Origin of the sequence: Streptomyces sp. SM1, assembly GCF_002910825.1 — a bacterium.
In the GTDB taxonomy this organism is placed as follows: Bacteria; Actinomycetota; Actinomycetes; order Streptomycetales; family Streptomycetaceae; genus Streptomyces; species Streptomyces okerensis.
The window spans coordinates 1-13,924 of sequence record NZ_NEUB01000928.1 but is presented as its reverse complement, the minus strand read 5'-3'; the positions used below and the strand labels follow the sequence as shown (position 1 = coordinate 13,924).

Below are 13,924 nucleotides of genomic sequence, written 5' to 3'. Positions count from 1 at the left end.
CCCGCCCGGCACGGTGGCCGCGGACCTGGTGGCCCGCGCGCTGGCCGTCGACCCGGGGCTTCCCCTGGCCGCGGGCGGGGGCGCGCTCGCCGGGGAGATGATCCGGGTCAACCACTACGGTCCGGGGGCGACGGCGGATGTGGTGCGGGCATGCCTGACGGGCCTGGGGGGCGCGCTGGCCGACGCGGGTTCGACGGTGGACGTGGCGGCGGCCCTGGAAGCGGTGGACGGCGCCTGGCACTGAGCACGGGCGAGGGGGCGGGGGCGGGGGCGAGAGGTTTCCGCCCCCGCCCCTCCTTCGTGCCGCGAACTCCCCGGACGGCCCGGACGCGCCGGCGAGAGGGCCTAATTCCGGGAGATTTCCGAAATCTGTCGGGAGCATTCCCCTACGGCAATCCATCGCTTATCTTTTGATTATCCAACGAGGCAGCTTCCCATTCTCTTCTGCCCGCTTTCTTCGGTCCTAAACGCCACGATTTCGAGAAGGGGAAGCGGGCCGTCACGGGAGTTACACACTTGTGATCGGATCCACAAGATGTCTGTTTTGCGGCTTTCACACCAGGGCAAACGCGGCATTCCGCCGCGATCTCGCGCCCGCCCGCTCGCTCGCGCGATAACATAGATCGAGCGCGCACGTAACCCCGACAGACGATGCAATTTTGAATTTACCTGGGTAAGTTCAATTCGCATGACTGCCGCACAAGCAGACCTGCAAATCGACCGCCCGACCGTGGCGGACGGAGCCGTGCTGTGGCGGATAGCCAAAGACTCGAAGGTCCTCGACCTGAACTCGTCGTACAGCTATCTGCTGTGGTGCCGTGACTTCGCCGCCACGTCGGCCGTCGCTCGCGACGAGCGCGGAGAGCCGATCGGCTTCGTCAGCGGATATCTGCGGCCCGACAGCCCGGGCACCCTGTTCGTCTGGCAGGTCGCGGTCGACGCGTCGTACCGCGGTCGCGGACTCGCCGCGGCCCTGCTCGACGGCCTGGCCGGCCGGACCGCCGCCGAACACGGGGTGGACACCCTCGAGACCACCATCACCCCGGACAACACCGCGTCCGAGCGCCTGTTCACCGCGTTCGCGGAGCGCCACGGCGCCCTGCTGGAGCGCGAGGTGCTGTTCGACGCCGGCCGTTTCCCCGACGGGCCGCACGACCCCGAGGTGCTGTACCGCATCGGGCCGTTCGCGCTCTGACCGGGCCGGACCGGCCCTCCCCCGATCTTCCGACTCCCTCTGACCTCCCACGCCACCGAGGAGCGATTCGTCGTGACCATCACCCAGCCCGACCTCAGCGTCTTCGAGACCCTCGAGTCCGAGGTACGCAGCTACTGCCGCGGCTGGCCCGCCGTCTTCGACCGTGCGCACGGCAGCCGCATGTACGACGAGGACGGCCACGAGTACCTCGACTTCTTCGCCGGAGCGGGCTCACTCAACTACGGGCACAACAACCCCGTCCTGAAACGCGCGCTGATCGACTACCTGGAGCGGGACGGCGTCACCCACGGCCTCGACATGTCGACGACGGCCAAGCGCGCCTTCCTGGAGTCCTTCCAGAACTGGATCCTGCGCCCGCGCGACCTGCCGTACAAGGTCATGTTCCCGGGCCCGACGGGCACCAACGCCGTGGAGTCCGCGCTGAAGCTGGCGCGGAAGGTGAAGGGACGCGAGTCGATCGTGTCGTTCACCAACGCCTTCCACGGCATGTCGCTGGGCTCGCTCGCCGTGACCGGCAACGCCTTCAAGCGGGCCGGCGCCGGCATCCCGCTGGTGCACGGCACGCCGATGCCGTTCGACAACTACTTCGACGGCCAGGTGCCCGACTTCCTGTGGTTCGAGCGGCTCCTGGAGGACCAGGGCTCGGGCCTCAACAAGCCCGCCGCCGTGATCGTCGAGACCGTGCAGGGCGAGGGCGGCATCAACGTCGCCCGGCCCGAGTGGCTGCGCGCCCTGGCCGAGCTGTGCGAGCGCCAGGACATGCTGCTCATCGTCGACGACATCCAGATGGGCTGCGGCCGCACCGGTGCCTTCTTCTCCTTCGAGGAGGCCGGCATCACGCCCGACATCGTCACCGTGTCCAAGTCGATCAGCGGCTACGGGCTGCCGATGGCTCTCACCCTGTTCAAGCCCGAGCTGGACGTCTGGGAGCCGGGCGAGCACAACGGCACCTTCCGCGGCAACAACCCCGCCTTCGTCACGGCCACCGCGGCCCTGGAGGCGTACTGGGCCGACGGCTCCGCGATGGAGAAGCAGACCCGCTCGCGCGGCGAGCAGGTCGAGCAGGCGCTGATCGCCATCACCGAGGAGAACCTCGCCGACGTCAAGGAGTACCGCGGCCGCGGCCTGGTGTGGGGCATGGAGTTCCACGACAAGGACCGCGCGGGCCGCATCGCCAAGCGCGCCTTCGAACTCGGGCTGCTCATCGAGACGTCCGGCCCCGAGAGCGAGGTCGTCAAGCTGCTCCCGTCGCTGACCATCACCCCGGACGAGCTGGACGAGGGCCTCAGGACCCTCGCCCGCGCCGTCCGCGAAACCGCCTGAAACACGCATCCGAGCCGAGGAGGCATCGCAACACCGTGATCGTCCGTTCGTTCAAGGAGCTCGAAGGCACCGACCGGCACGTGAAATCGGCGTCCGGCACATGGGAGAGCAAGCGCATCGTCCTCGCCAAGGAGAGGGTCGGCTTCTCCCTGCACGAGACGATTCTGTACGCGGGTACCGAGACGTCGATGTGGTACGCGAACCACATCGAGGCCGTCGTCTGCACCAAGGGCGAGGCCGAACTGACCGACCGCGAGACCGGGGAGACGTACACCATCACCCCGGGGACCATGTACCTCCTCAACGGCCACGAGCGGCACACGCTCAAGGTCAAGGAGGACTTCCACTGCATCTGTGTCTTCAACCCGCCCGTCACCGGACGGGAGGACCACGACGAGAACGGCGTATACCCGCTGCTCACCGAGGAGGTGTGAGTCACCGTGACCACGACCACGAACGTCACTGATCTCTATCCCACCCGCGGCGCCACCGAGGTGGCAACCCCCAGGCAGGACCCGGTCGTCTGGGGCGGCCCGGACACCCCCGGGCCCGTCTCGGCCGGTGATCTGCAGTCCCTGGACCGCGACGGCTTCCTCGCCATCGACCAGCTCATCGGGCCGGACGAGGTGAGCGTCTACCGGCACGAGCTGGAGCGGCTCATCGCCGACCCGGCCGTCCGCGCGGACGACCGCTCGATCATCGAGCCGCAGTCCAAGGAGATCCGGTCCGTCTTCGAAGTGCACCGGATCAGCGAGGTCTTCGCGAACCTGGTGCGCGACGAGCGGATCGTCGGGCGGGCCCGGCAGATCCTCGGCTCGGACGTCTACGTCCACCAGTCGCGGATCAACGTCAAGCCGGGCTTCGGGGCCAGCGGCTTCTACTGGCACTCGGACTTCGAGACCTGGCACGCCGAGGACGGCCTGCCGAACATGCGCACGATCTCGGTCTCGATCGCGCTCACCGAGAACTACGACACCAACGGCGCTCTCATGATCATGCCGGGGTCGCACAAGACGTTCCTCGGGTGCGCGGGGGCCACGCCGAAGGACAACTACAAGAAGTCCCTGCAGATGCAGGACGCGGGGACGCCGTCCGACGAGGCGCTGACGAAGATGGCGTCGGGGTACGGCATCAGGCTGTTCACCGGCAAGGCCGGCTCGGCGACCTGGTTCGACTGCAACGCCATGCACGGCTCCGGCGACAACATCACGCCGTTCCCGCGCAGCAACGTGTTCATCGTGTTCAACAGTGTCGAGAACGCGGCGGTCGAGCCGTTCTCCGCGCCGATCCGGCGGCCCGAGTACATCGGGGCACGGGACTTCACCCCGGTGAAGTAGGCGTGACGACGGTGACGTAGGCGCACCACAGAACCGCGGGCCGGGCCTCCTCGTGTGGGACAGGGAGGCACCGGCCCGCCGCCGTGTGTCCTCGCAGCCGGTCAGCCGGACAGCACGTCGAGCAGCCGGTCCACGTCGTCCTCCGTGTTGTAGAGGTGGAAGGACGCCCGCAGATTGCCCGCGCGGTTCGACACCTGGATTCCGGCCGCCGCCAGCTCCGGCTGCAGGGCGCCGAGTCCGGGCACGGACACGATCGGTGAGCCGGGTGCCGGCACGGGTGTGCGGCCCAGGCCGGCGAGGCCCGCGCGGAAGCGGTCGGCGAGGGCCAGGTCGTGGGCGCGGACGGCGTCCACGCCGATCTCCTCGACGAGTTCGAGGGAGGTCCGCAGTCCCGCGTAGTCGAGCAGGGCCGGAGTGGTGTCGAACCGCCTGGCGGAGTGGGCGAGTTCGGCGACGGGGCCGTAGCAGCTGTCCCAGGGGTTCTCCCCCGCGACCCAGCCCGCCTGCACCGGTGTCAGATCGCCGAAGTCCTCCGGGACGACGAGGAAGGCCGCGCCGTGCGGGCCGAGCAGCCACTTGTAGGTGATGGTGACGCTGTAGTCGCAGGCGTCGGCCGTCACCGGCAGCCAGCCGGCCGCCTGGGAGAAGTCGACGTAGGTGCGCGCCCCGTGGCCGCGGGCCGCCTCGCGCAGCGCCGCGAGGTCGGCGATCCGGCCGTCGGCGGACTGTGCGGCGCTGACCGCGACGAGCGCGGTGCCGGGGCGTACGGAGTCGGCGAGCCGCTCCAGGGGCACGGACCGCACCTTGAGGTCGCCGCGTGTGTGGAAGGGGTTCAGTACGGAGGTGAAGTCGCCCTCCGCGGTGAGGACTTCGGATCCCGGCGGCAGCGAGGCCGCGATCAGCGCGGTGTGCAGGGCGACCGTCGCGCCGGCCGCGACCCGCCGGACGGGAACGCCGGCCAGCCGGGCGTAGGCGGCACGGCAGGCCTCGACATCGGCGAACAGCGGATCCAGCGGGCGGCCCTGGGCACGCAGCCGTGCGGCGTCCCGCAGCGCGGTCACGGTACGGGCGGGCAGGAGAGCACTGCTCGCGGTGTTGAGGTAGGTGTTCTCCGGGGCGAACTCGGCACGGACGAGGTGGTCGAAGGTTGCCATGGAACCACTCTGCGGCCCCGGCGGCCCCCCGTCCATTGCCGAGATCTGCGCGGTATCGCGAAGGAAGCCTTATGGGTACGGGCTGACCTGCGCGTTCTACTGCTGCGGCACGGCACATCCGTCCGGGCCACACACCTGCGCGCCGTCGTCGGCCATCTTCAGGGCCGGGCGCTCGCCCCAGGCCCGGGTGAGTGCCTGGGCGAAGACCTCCGCGGGCTGGGCGCCGGAGACACCGTACGTGCGGTCGAGCACGAAGAACGGCACACCGTTCGCGCCGAGTTCCGCGGCCTCGCGTTCGTCGGCGCGCACCTCGTCGGCGTAGGCCCCGGGGTCGGCGAGGACCGCGCGTACGGCGTCGGTGTCGAGGCCGGCGGCGCCGGCGAGTTCGACGAGCCGTTCGTCGTCGTCGAAGACGGACCGTTCCTCGGCGAAGTTCGCCCGGTAGAGCAGGTCGAGCAGCTCCTCCTGGCGGCCCTGCTCACGTGCGTGGTGCAGCAGGCGGTGCATGTCGAAGGTGCCGCCGTGGTCCCGGCCCCGGGTCCGGTAGGGCAGACCCTCGGCGGCGGCCTGGGCACCCAGGTTGTCCTCACCGGCCTCCGCCTGTGCCGGTCTCATGCCGTACTTCTTGGTGAGCATGGTGATCACCGGCTGGATGTCGCCCTTGGCCCGGCCGGGGTCCAGTTCGAAGGAACGGTGCACCACCTCGACCTGCTCACGGTGCGGGAAGGACGCGAGCGCCTTCTCGAAGCGGGCCTTTCCGACATAGCACCAGGGGCAGGCGATGTCGCTCCAGATCTCGACGCGCATGAGTCGGCTCTCTCCAGGGTCGTGGCGGTACGGAGACTCCCTCCGGCAACTGCATGAACATTCAAGCAGCTGCTTTCATTCCCCCCTCCCCGGCCCTTCCCGCCCTTCCGGCCTCCCCTCAGCTGCCGTCGCGCAGATCACGCGGCCAGTGCAGCCGGTACTCGAGGTGGTCGAAGGTCACCACACAGCCCTCCCCCATCGGCGACTGCGTCATGAAGCCGACCAGGGCGGCACCGGTCTCCTCCTCCCCGCCGAGGGTGAAAAGCCGGACGAAGGTCCAGTGCTCCCCGTCGCGGGAGGCGTGGAAGGCGAAGGCGCGGCCGGTGCGGCTCACCCGGAGCCAGACGGAACTGCCCTCGACGGTGAAGGAGTTGGCGTCGTCGGAGTGGCCCCGGGTGACCACCGTGCAGACGGTGGGCACGTCCGGGGAGTACTCCAGGCAGAGCTTGGCCCAGGCCCGCTCGCCGACATGGACGTACAGCACCCCGGCGTCGAAGGAGCCCGCGAAGCCGACCGTGACCCGCGCGATGAGCTGGAAGTCGCCCTCGGGAGCGCCCAGGAGACGCGGCGCGTCGGCGGCCGGGTCCAGTGCCTCGTCGGTGGGCGGCACGAAACGGTCCTGCCGGGGTCCGGCCCATCCGCTGAGGACGCCGTCCTCGTAGGACCAGGAGCCGTCGGGGCCGTAGGTGCGCAAGGGGAAGGGGAGTTCGGCTATTTTCAGGTCCATGACGGGATTGTCCCAGGCGGAGTCCGGCGCCGCGGCCGGGGGTGACGTCCCGGTCAGCGGGACTGGAGGGCGTCCAGGGCCACGGCCTGGGCGATGGCGAGGCGCAGGTCGAGCGCGGGCGACTGCACGTCGACGACATAGCGGTCGCGCAGCCCGAACTTCTTGTCGACCCGCATCACGGGCTTGCCGTCCGAGGTGAAGTCGAAGTGGTACGGCCACATGAACGGCACGAAGTCGAGCGGCACCAGACCCCGGAGCCGGCGTGCCACCGCGACGAACCGGTTGCGTTCGTGCCCGACGGCGGCGACCGAGCCCGGCTGCTCCATCTCCCACGTCGAACGCAGCAGGGAGGCGCCGAACCTCTTGCCGAACGTACCGACCGGGTCTCCGCCCGCGTCGCGCACGTCGTAGACGGCGTTGAGGTCGACGACCTGGCGTGCCGAGGCGGTGAACAGGACCTGCCGCCTGGACTCGTCGGTGTAGAACGTCATCTGCTCCTTGAGCGACATCCGCTTCTGCGCGGCGAAGGCGAGAACCTTGCCGTCGGAGCCGTCCGGCAGCGTCTCGGTCACGACGTACCGGTTGATCATCAGGGTGGTCTTCTGCCGCACGGTGAAACGGTCGTTCGCGTGCCTTCGCGTGCTGTCCACCGCTGTACTCCCAAGTCGTCGGTATCCGGGGCCGTCGCTCACGTTCGCGTCCGGCGGAGCCATCCTCGCCCCGCCTCACGGTCCGGAGCAGTCTCCGTAGGTCGTCGGGCGCAGCGACCAAAGAGGACAGGGCCGGCGGCGGACGCGTGTTCTCTTTCGTCGTCCGGCTCCGCGCCGAAGGGGGGATGCGGGCACCCGGGGGCGGCCCTCTATGGTCTGCGCGTGGCCCCAGAAGAGATACCACCCGCCCGTCGGTCGTTCCGTTCCCGGCTCGCCGCCGCCTCGCCCTGGACCCGCAGGCGGGTCGTCGGGGAGATCGTGCTCGTCGTGGTGCTCTCCGGACTCGCGGGGCTGCTCTACACGGTGGAGACCGGATCTCTCGCGCGGGCCGGTGCCCTGGCCCTTGGTGGACTCCCTCGCCTCCCCCGCCGCCACCGTGCGCGGCGAGGAGGCGCGCCGGCGCCTGGCCGGCCTGACAGAACGCGAACGCCAGGTACTGGCCCTGCTCGGTGAGGGCCTGTCCAACGCGGACGCCGGGGCCCGGCTGCACATGAGCGAGGCCACGGTGAAGACGTACGTCAGCCGCATCCTGACCAAGCTCGACTGCCACAACAGGGTGCAGGCGGCGCTCCTGGCCCGCGACGCGGGCCTGGAGCCGACCGCCGGGTGAGCCGCCTCAGCGCTCCAGCGTGCCGTTGAACCTCCGGGGCAGCCCCAGCGGGTTGTCGTCCCTGAGTTCCGCGGGCAGCAGCGCCTCCGGCGTGGTCTGGTAGACGACCGGCCGCAGCCACCGTTCGACGGCCGTCCCGCCCACCGACGTGGACGTCGAGGTCGTCGCCGGGTACGGGCCGCCGTGGTGCTGGGCCGGGGCGACCGCGACGCCCGTCGGCCAGCCGTTCACCAGCACGCGTCCCGCCAACGGCGTGAGCTCCCGGACCAGTTCGGCCCCGCGGCCCTCACCCGCCGCCTCCCCGGCGGACAGCTGCACGGTCGCCGTGAGGTTGCCCGGCAGCCGCGACAGCACGCCGCGCACCTCGCTGTCGTCCTCGTACCGGGCCACCACGGTGACCGGCCCGAAGCACTCCTCCAGGAGCAGGTCGTGCGCGCCCTCCTGTGCCAGCCGGCTCGCGGGGACGGTGAGGAAGCCCGCGCCGACGGTATGCTCGCCGCCGGCGCCCGGGGTGACCGGGGACTCCACGCCGGGCAGTCCGGCGCGCTCGGCGACCCCGGCGACGAAGTTGTCGCGCATGCGGCGATCGAGCAGGACGCCCGCGTCGGTGTCGCTGACCGCCTCCGTGAGGGACTTGAGCAGTCCGTCGCCGGCCGGTCCGGCGGGGGCGAGGACGAGTCCCGGCTTCACACAGAACTGCCCGACGCCCAGCGTCATCGAGCCGGCGAGCCCGGCGCCGATGGCCTCCCCGCGCTCGGCGGCGGCGGCCTCGGTGACGACGACCGGGTTCAGGGAGCCCAGTTCGCCGTGGAAGGGGATGGGGACCGGCCGGGCGGCGGCCGCGTCGAAGAGGGCCCGGCCGCCGCGGACGGAGCCGGTGAAGCCGGCCGCCGAGACCAGCGGGTGCCCGATCAGCCCGATGCCGGCCTCGAAGCCGTGCACCAGCCCGAGTACGCCCTCGGGAAGACCGTGCCGGGCCGCGGCCCGGCGCAGCACCTTGGCGACCAGCTCCGACAGTCCGGGGTGGTCGGGGTGGGCCTTGACGACGACCGGGCAGCCGGCCGCGAGCGCGCTGGCGGTGTCGCCGCCGGCCACGGAGAAGGCGAAGGGGAAGTTGGAGGCGGAGTAGACGGCGACGACGCCCAGCGGGATCTTGTAGCGGCGCAGGTCCGGGACGGGCGGGGTCGCGGTGTCGTCGGGGTGGTCGATGACGACGTCGAGGAAGGCGCCCTCGTCGACGATGCCGGCGAAGGCGCGCAGCTGGTAGCAGGTGCGGGCGAGTTCGCCGGTGAGCCGGGCCGGGCCGAGCGCGGTCTCCGCGTCGGCGGCCTCGACGAGCTGGTCGCGGGCCGCCTCGAGTTCACCGGCGGCCGTGCGCAGGAAGGCCGCGCGGACGGTGCGGTCCGTCAGCGCGCCGCGCGCGTCGTGCGCGGCGCGGACGGCGGCGTCCACCTCCCGGGCTGTGGCCTCCACCGCAACCTGTTCGCGCTGCTTCCCGGTTCGGGGGTCGACACTCCAGACTGGTGCTGCTGCCACCGGGGTCCCTCCACTTGATTGCCGCATGAGATGCCGCAGTATGTACGTCATCCCACAGCGCGTTCGATATACTGAACGCTGTCTCTGTAGATGAATGTACTTCGGAGACTATTTCCGGCGAACGAAGGGGTCAAGGGCGATGTCGGCTGGCGAGACAGGCGGCGGGGCGCAGGTCAAGTCCGCGGTGCGGACCGTTGAACTGCTCGAATACTTCGCCGGGCGCCCCGGCATGCACTCCCTGGCGGCGGTCCAGGAGGCCGTCGGGTACCCCAAGTCGAGCCTCTACATGCTGCTGCGCACCCTCGTGGAGCTCGGCTGGGTGGAGACGGACGCGACGGGCACGCGGTACGGCATCGGCGTCCGGGCGCTGCTGGTGGGCACGTCGTACATCGACGGCGACGAGGTCGTCGCGGCCGCCCGGCCCACGCTGGACCGGCTCTCGGACGACACCACCGAGACCATCCACCTCGCCCGGCTCGACGGCACCAACGTCGTCTATCTCGCCACCCGCCAGTCCCAGCACTACCTGCGCCCGTTCACCCGGGTCGGCCGCCGGCTGCCCGCGCACTCGACGTCGCTGGGCAAGGCGCTGCTGAGCACGTACGCGGACGAGCAGGTGCGCAAGATGCTCCCGGAGACGCTGCCCGCGCTGACCGAGCACACCATCACCGACCGGGAGCGGCTCATCGAGGAGCTGCACCAGGTACGGGAGCAGGGCTTCGCGGTGGACCGCGAGGAGAACACGCTGGGGCTGCGCTGCTTCGGTGTGGCGATCCCGTACCGCACCCCCGCGCGGGACGCGATCAGCTGCTCGGTGCCGGTGGCCCGGCTCACCCCCGCGCACGAGCAGCTGGTCAAGGACGCCCTGTTCGACGCCCGCGACCGGCTCGCCCTGGCCACCCGGAGGCTCTGACCCGTGGACATCGCCCTGCGACCGGTGCACGACAGCGATCTGCCGGTCTTCTTCCGGCAGTCGAACGACCCGGAGGCGCTGCGCATGGCCGCCTTCACCCCGCAGGACCCGGCCGACCGGGACCGCTTCGACGCCCACTGGGCACACATCCGCAGCTCCCCGGAGATCGTGGCGCGCACCGTGCTCGGCGACGGGGACGTGGTGGGGAACGCGGCGGTGTACGGGGAGGCGGGTGAGCGCGAGGTGACGTACTGGGTCGACCGCGCCTACTGGGGCAAGGGCATCGCCACGGCCGCGCTGCGCGCCCTGCTGGCCGAGGTGGACGAACGCCCGCTGTACGCGCGCGTGGCCGCCGACAACGCCGGGTCGCGGCGGGTGCTGGAGCGGTGCGGTTTCGTGGTCTCCGCGCGGGCCACCGCGTACGCCCCCGCGCGGGGGACGGAGATCGAGGAGCTCGTGCTCACTCTGGAGGGCTGACCCGGCCCTCCCCCGCGCGGCGGAGGCGGATCGTCACCGTGCGGGACGTGGCGGCAGGCCCCCGCGCGGGACCGTGGGGGGCATGTCGCAGACACTCGCCCCCGCCGTCACCGAGCAGATCCTCGCCGGTCTCGACCCGCCGCCCCGGATCGTCGTCGTCACCACCTTCGAGAACGACTCCTACGTGTACGACGCCCTGCGCGCCGGAGCCGCGGGGTTCCTCCTCAAGCGGGCGGAGGCCGACGCGCTGGTCGGGGCGGTGCGGCTGGTGGCCCGCAGCGACACGCTGCTGTTCCCCGCTGCCGTGCGCACACTCGCCACCGAGCACGCGCGGACCCGCCCCGCGCCTCCCGCCTGGGTGGCGCGGCTGACCGGACGCGAGAGCGAGGTGCTGCGGCACATGGCGGGCGGGCTGACCAACGCGGAGATCGCCCGGCGGATGGAGGTCGGCGCCGCAACGGTGAAGACCCATGTCGCCTCGGTGCTGGCCAAGACGGGCACCCGGGACCGCACCCAGGCCGTCATCGCGGCGTACGAGGCGGGGTTCCTGCGGGAGGGACGAGCGGCCGGCCGGCTTTTATGAACGCCCGATGAGAAATCGGCCGGAAGGGAACGATTCATCCCCTCCCGTTCGTCTGTCCGAACGCGATGAACAAGACGATCAGGCGTGCCTCGGTCTTCACGCTGCTGCTGGTGTTCACCCTGCTGATCAGGGCGACCTGGGTGCAGTTCTACGAGGGCCGGGCACTGGCGGACGACAGGGGAACCGGCGCAACGCGATCGAGACGTACGCGGAGCCGCTCGGGAACATCGTCGTGGCGGGCGAGTCGGTCACCGGCTCGGCGCGCACGGAGGGAGGCGACCTCACCTACAGACGCACGTACGAGAACGGCCCGCTCTACGCGGCGGTGACGGGCTACGCCTCGCAGGCCTACGCCCCGACGCAGCTGGAGGGCATCTACGCCGGTCTGCTCAACGGCACGGACCCCCGGCTGAAGACGGTGATGGACACCGTCACCGGCCGGCGCGCCGACCCGGGCAACGTGGTGACGACCATCGATCCGGCCGTGCAGAAGGCGGCGTACGAGGCGCTGGGCGACAAGAAGGGCGCGGCGGTCGCCATCGACCCGCAGACCGGCCGGATCCTCGCGGTGGTGTCGACCCCCTCGTACGACCCGGAGTCGCTGACCGACGCCAACACGGCGGGCGAGGCCTGGGAGAGGCTCACCGGGGACCCGGACAAGCCGCTCACCAACCGGGCACTGCGGCAGCCGCTGCCGCCGGGCTCGACGTTCAAGCTGGTCGTCGCGGCGGCCGCGCTGGAGGAGGGGCTGTACGCGTCGGTGGACGAGAGGACCGACAGCCCCGACCCGTACACGCTGCCGGGCACGGTCATGGACCTCACCAACGAGAACCCGAACGCCCCCTGTGAGGACGCCTCCATCCGGGTCGCGCTGCAGTACTCGTGCAACAACGTCTTCGCGAAGATGGCCGTCGGCCTCGGCGAGGACACGGTGCGGGAGACGGCCGAGAGGTTCGGCTTCAACGACGGGACGCAGGACGTGCCGGTGCGCGCCCACACCAGCGTCTACCCCTCGGACATGGAGCCGTCGCAGACCGCGCTGACCGGTATCGGCCAGTTCGACGTGACCGCCACCCCGCTGCAGATGGCGATGGTGTCCGCGGCGATCGCGAACGGCGGCGAGCTGGTCTCGCCGCACATGGTCGGGCAGATCACCGACAGCGGCGGCGATGTGCTGAGGGACTACGACGACGCGGCGGGGACCGAGCGGATCGTCAGCTCCTCGACCGCGGAGCAGCTCCGGTCGGCGATGGAGACGGTCGTCGACGAGGGCACGGGGTCGAACGCGCGGATCTCCGGCGCCACCGTGGGCGGCAAGACCGGCACCGCGCAGCACGGCGAGAAGCCGGTGCAGGGGACGACCACGCCGTCGGCGACGGAGAGGATGTGTGCCGGGTCGACGCCCGCGTTGGCGCCGCAGTGGTAGGAGACCGCGTCCGCGTGCAACAACACCTGGAAGCCTTCGGGTGCTTCCTCCCGTACGGCGGTGACCGCCTGCTCCTGGAGTGTGCGGGCCGTCTCGTCGCGCCACGCGCGGGTGACGGTCGCCGGGGTCTCGCCGAGGAGGCTCGCGACGCGCGCCCAGCCGCCGTCGGAGGGCGCTCCCTGCCACACCGGCTCCAGCGCGGTACGTACGGAGGCGGCGAGTTCGTCGGCGTCCAGGCCGCGGGCCCCGTAGCCGTCGCGGCAGGACGGGCAGAAGCACAGGGACATCAGGTACTGCCCGGCGTCCCCGAGGCCGACGCCGGCGGTCTTGTCGTGGGCGTGCAGATGGGCGAGCCCGTACCAGCCGAGGGACTCCAGTTCGGCGCCGCGGGCGCCGGGGCGGACCGCCGCCTCGGCGGCCAGGCCGGTCAGGTAGGCGCGCGTGGCGGGCTGGGCGATGCACGGGGCCCAGGGGTAGCGGTCGCCGTAGGCGTTGACCACCGAGGTCGACGGATGCTCGGCGCCGAGGCGGGAGTTGTGGGCGAGTACCACCCAGGTGTGCACCTCCAGGCCCGCGTCCGTGAGCGCGGCGGCCGCCTCGCCGAAGGCGTCGCCGGGTGCCCAGTCACCGGCCGCGTAGGGACGCAGGGCGCGGCCCGACCAGCGGTCCTCGCCCGCCGGGTAGAGCACGGCCGCGTGTTCGGCGGTGACGACGCCGTGGCGCGGGTGACGGGGGGGGGTGCCTCTATGTCCTTCGTCAAGGCACCCTTGTCGGGTTTGGGGTGGTTCGGTGTTGCTGGGGTTATGCGGCGAGCTCGACGTCTTTCGGTGTCCGGGGTTCGTAGAAGGTGCCGTCGCGGAGCATGGCGAACAGGACGCTGATGCGCTGGCGGGCGAGGCGGAGGAGGGCTTGGGTGTGGGTCTTGCCGCGGGCTCGCTGGCGGTCGTAGTAGGTGCGGGAGGCCGGGTCGGCGTTCATGCAGGCGAAGGCGGACAGGAACATCGCCCGTTTGAGTTGCCGGTTGCCGCCTCGGGGTGCGTGTTCGCCGTGGATGGAGGTGCCCGACTGCTTCGTGGTGGGGGCCAGTCCGGCGTAGGAGGCGAGG

General features: G+C 71.2%; 12 protein-coding genes and 5 pseudogenes. 10 read left to right on the top strand and 7 right to left on the bottom strand.

The features are described 5' to 3' along the window. From B9S61_RS31900 to thpD, 5 genes and pseudogenes are all read left to right on the top strand, one after another. Window positions 1-244, top strand: a pseudogene (locus tag B9S61_RS31900) (alanine--glyoxylate aminotransferase family protein); the annotation flags it as partial. Window positions 245-688: 444 nt separating this feature from the next. Further along, complete coding sequence (gene ectA / locus B9S61_RS31895; RefSeq protein ID WP_103545305.1) at window positions 689-1,195, top strand: diaminobutyrate acetyltransferase; 507 nt, start codon at window positions 689-691, stop codon at window positions 1,193-1,195. Between the two features lie 72 nt (window positions 1,196-1,267). Continuing rightward, window positions 1,268-2,539: a diaminobutyrate--2-oxoglutarate transaminase gene (gene ectB, locus B9S61_RS31890; RefSeq protein ID WP_103545304.1), complete on the top strand. Its 1,272-nt coding sequence runs from the start codon at window positions 1,268-1,270 to the stop codon at window positions 2,537-2,539. A gap of 35 nt (window positions 2,540-2,574) precedes the next feature. Beyond that, window positions 2,575-2,973: an ectoine synthase gene (locus B9S61_RS31885; RefSeq protein ID WP_103545303.1), complete on the top strand. Its 399-nt coding sequence runs from the start codon at window positions 2,575-2,577 to the stop codon at window positions 2,971-2,973. 6 nt (window positions 2,974-2,979) lie between these two features. After that, window positions 2,980-3,876 carry an ectoine hydroxylase gene (gene thpD / locus B9S61_RS31880; protein ID WP_103545302.1) on the top strand — a complete coding sequence of 299 codons (897 nt, stop codon included), beginning with the start codon at window positions 2,980-2,982 and terminating at the stop codon, window positions 3,874-3,876. 101 nt (window positions 3,877-3,977) lie between these two features. Here the strand turns inward: thpD and B9S61_RS31875 are convergent, their stop codons facing one another. The 4 genes from B9S61_RS31875 to B9S61_RS31860 form a co-directional block, all read right to left on the bottom strand. Next, a complete protein-coding gene (locus B9S61_RS31875) occupies window positions 3,978-5,030 on the bottom strand; it encodes an aminotransferase class V-fold PLP-dependent enzyme (RefSeq protein ID WP_103545301.1) in 1,053 nt (350 codons plus the stop codon). Window positions 5,031-5,126: 96 nt separating this feature from the next. Continuing rightward, window positions 5,127-5,837, bottom strand: a complete 711-nt coding sequence (locus tag B9S61_RS31870) for a DsbA family oxidoreductase (RefSeq protein WP_103545300.1) — start codon at window positions 5,835-5,837, stop codon at window positions 5,127-5,129. Window positions 5,838-5,955: 118 nt separating this feature from the next. Further along, entirely contained in the window at window positions 5,956-6,564 is a 609-nt protein-coding gene (locus B9S61_RS31865; RefSeq protein ID WP_103545299.1) for a DUF1349 domain-containing protein, read from the bottom strand. Between the two features lie 53 nt (window positions 6,565-6,617). Further along, window positions 6,618-7,214, bottom strand: a complete 597-nt coding sequence (locus tag B9S61_RS31860) for a hypothetical protein (RefSeq protein WP_258039967.1) — start codon at window positions 7,212-7,214, stop codon at window positions 6,618-6,620. A 403-nt stretch (window positions 7,215-7,617) separates the two neighbouring features. Here B9S61_RS31860 and B9S61_RS31850 point away from each other — a divergent pair. After that, a pseudogene (locus tag B9S61_RS31850) lies at window positions 7,618-7,884 on the top strand (response regulator transcription factor); the annotation flags it as partial. A gap of 6 nt (window positions 7,885-7,890) precedes the next feature. Here the strand turns inward: B9S61_RS31850 and B9S61_RS31845 are convergent. After that, window positions 7,891-9,420, bottom strand: a complete 1,530-nt coding sequence (locus tag B9S61_RS31845; RefSeq protein ID WP_103545298.1) for an aldehyde dehydrogenase (NADP(+)) — start codon at window positions 9,418-9,420, stop codon at window positions 7,891-7,893. A gap of 139 nt (window positions 9,421-9,559) precedes the next feature. On the opposite strand from B9S61_RS31845, the gene B9S61_RS31840 reads away from it, so the two are divergent. The 4 genes and pseudogenes from B9S61_RS31840 to B9S61_RS31825 form a co-directional block, all read left to right on the top strand. Then, on the top strand, window positions 9,560-10,333 hold the full coding sequence (locus tag B9S61_RS31840; protein ID WP_103545297.1) for an IclR family transcriptional regulator: 774 nt from the start codon (window positions 9,560-9,562) through the stop codon (window positions 10,331-10,333). A 3-nt stretch (window positions 10,334-10,336) separates the two neighbouring features. Beyond that, the gene (locus tag B9S61_RS31835) at window positions 10,337-10,810 is read left to right on the top strand and encodes a GNAT family N-acetyltransferase (protein WP_103545296.1); all 474 of its coding nucleotides are present in this window, start codon (window positions 10,337-10,339) and stop codon (window positions 10,808-10,810) included. Window positions 10,811-10,919: 109 nt separating this feature from the next. Next, window positions 10,920-11,393, top strand: a pseudogene (locus B9S61_RS31830) (LuxR C-terminal-related transcriptional regulator); the annotation flags it as partial. A 65-nt stretch (window positions 11,394-11,458) separates the two neighbouring features. Further along, a pseudogene (locus tag B9S61_RS31825) lies at window positions 11,459-12,747 on the top strand (penicillin-binding transpeptidase domain-containing protein); the annotation flags it as partial. Here the strand turns inward: B9S61_RS31825 and B9S61_RS31820 are convergent. Both B9S61_RS31820 and B9S61_RS31815 read right to left on the bottom strand, forming a co-directional pair. Next, window positions 12,738-13,565: pseudogene (locus B9S61_RS31820) on the bottom strand (hypothetical protein); the annotation flags it as partial. The pseudogenes B9S61_RS31825 and B9S61_RS31820 sit on opposite strands and share 10 nt — an antisense overlap. Before the next feature lie 55 nt (window positions 13,566-13,620). After that, a partial coding sequence (locus tag B9S61_RS31815; protein ID WP_146064897.1) for a transposase occupies window positions 13,621-13,924 on the bottom strand: 304 nt, incomplete at its 5' end.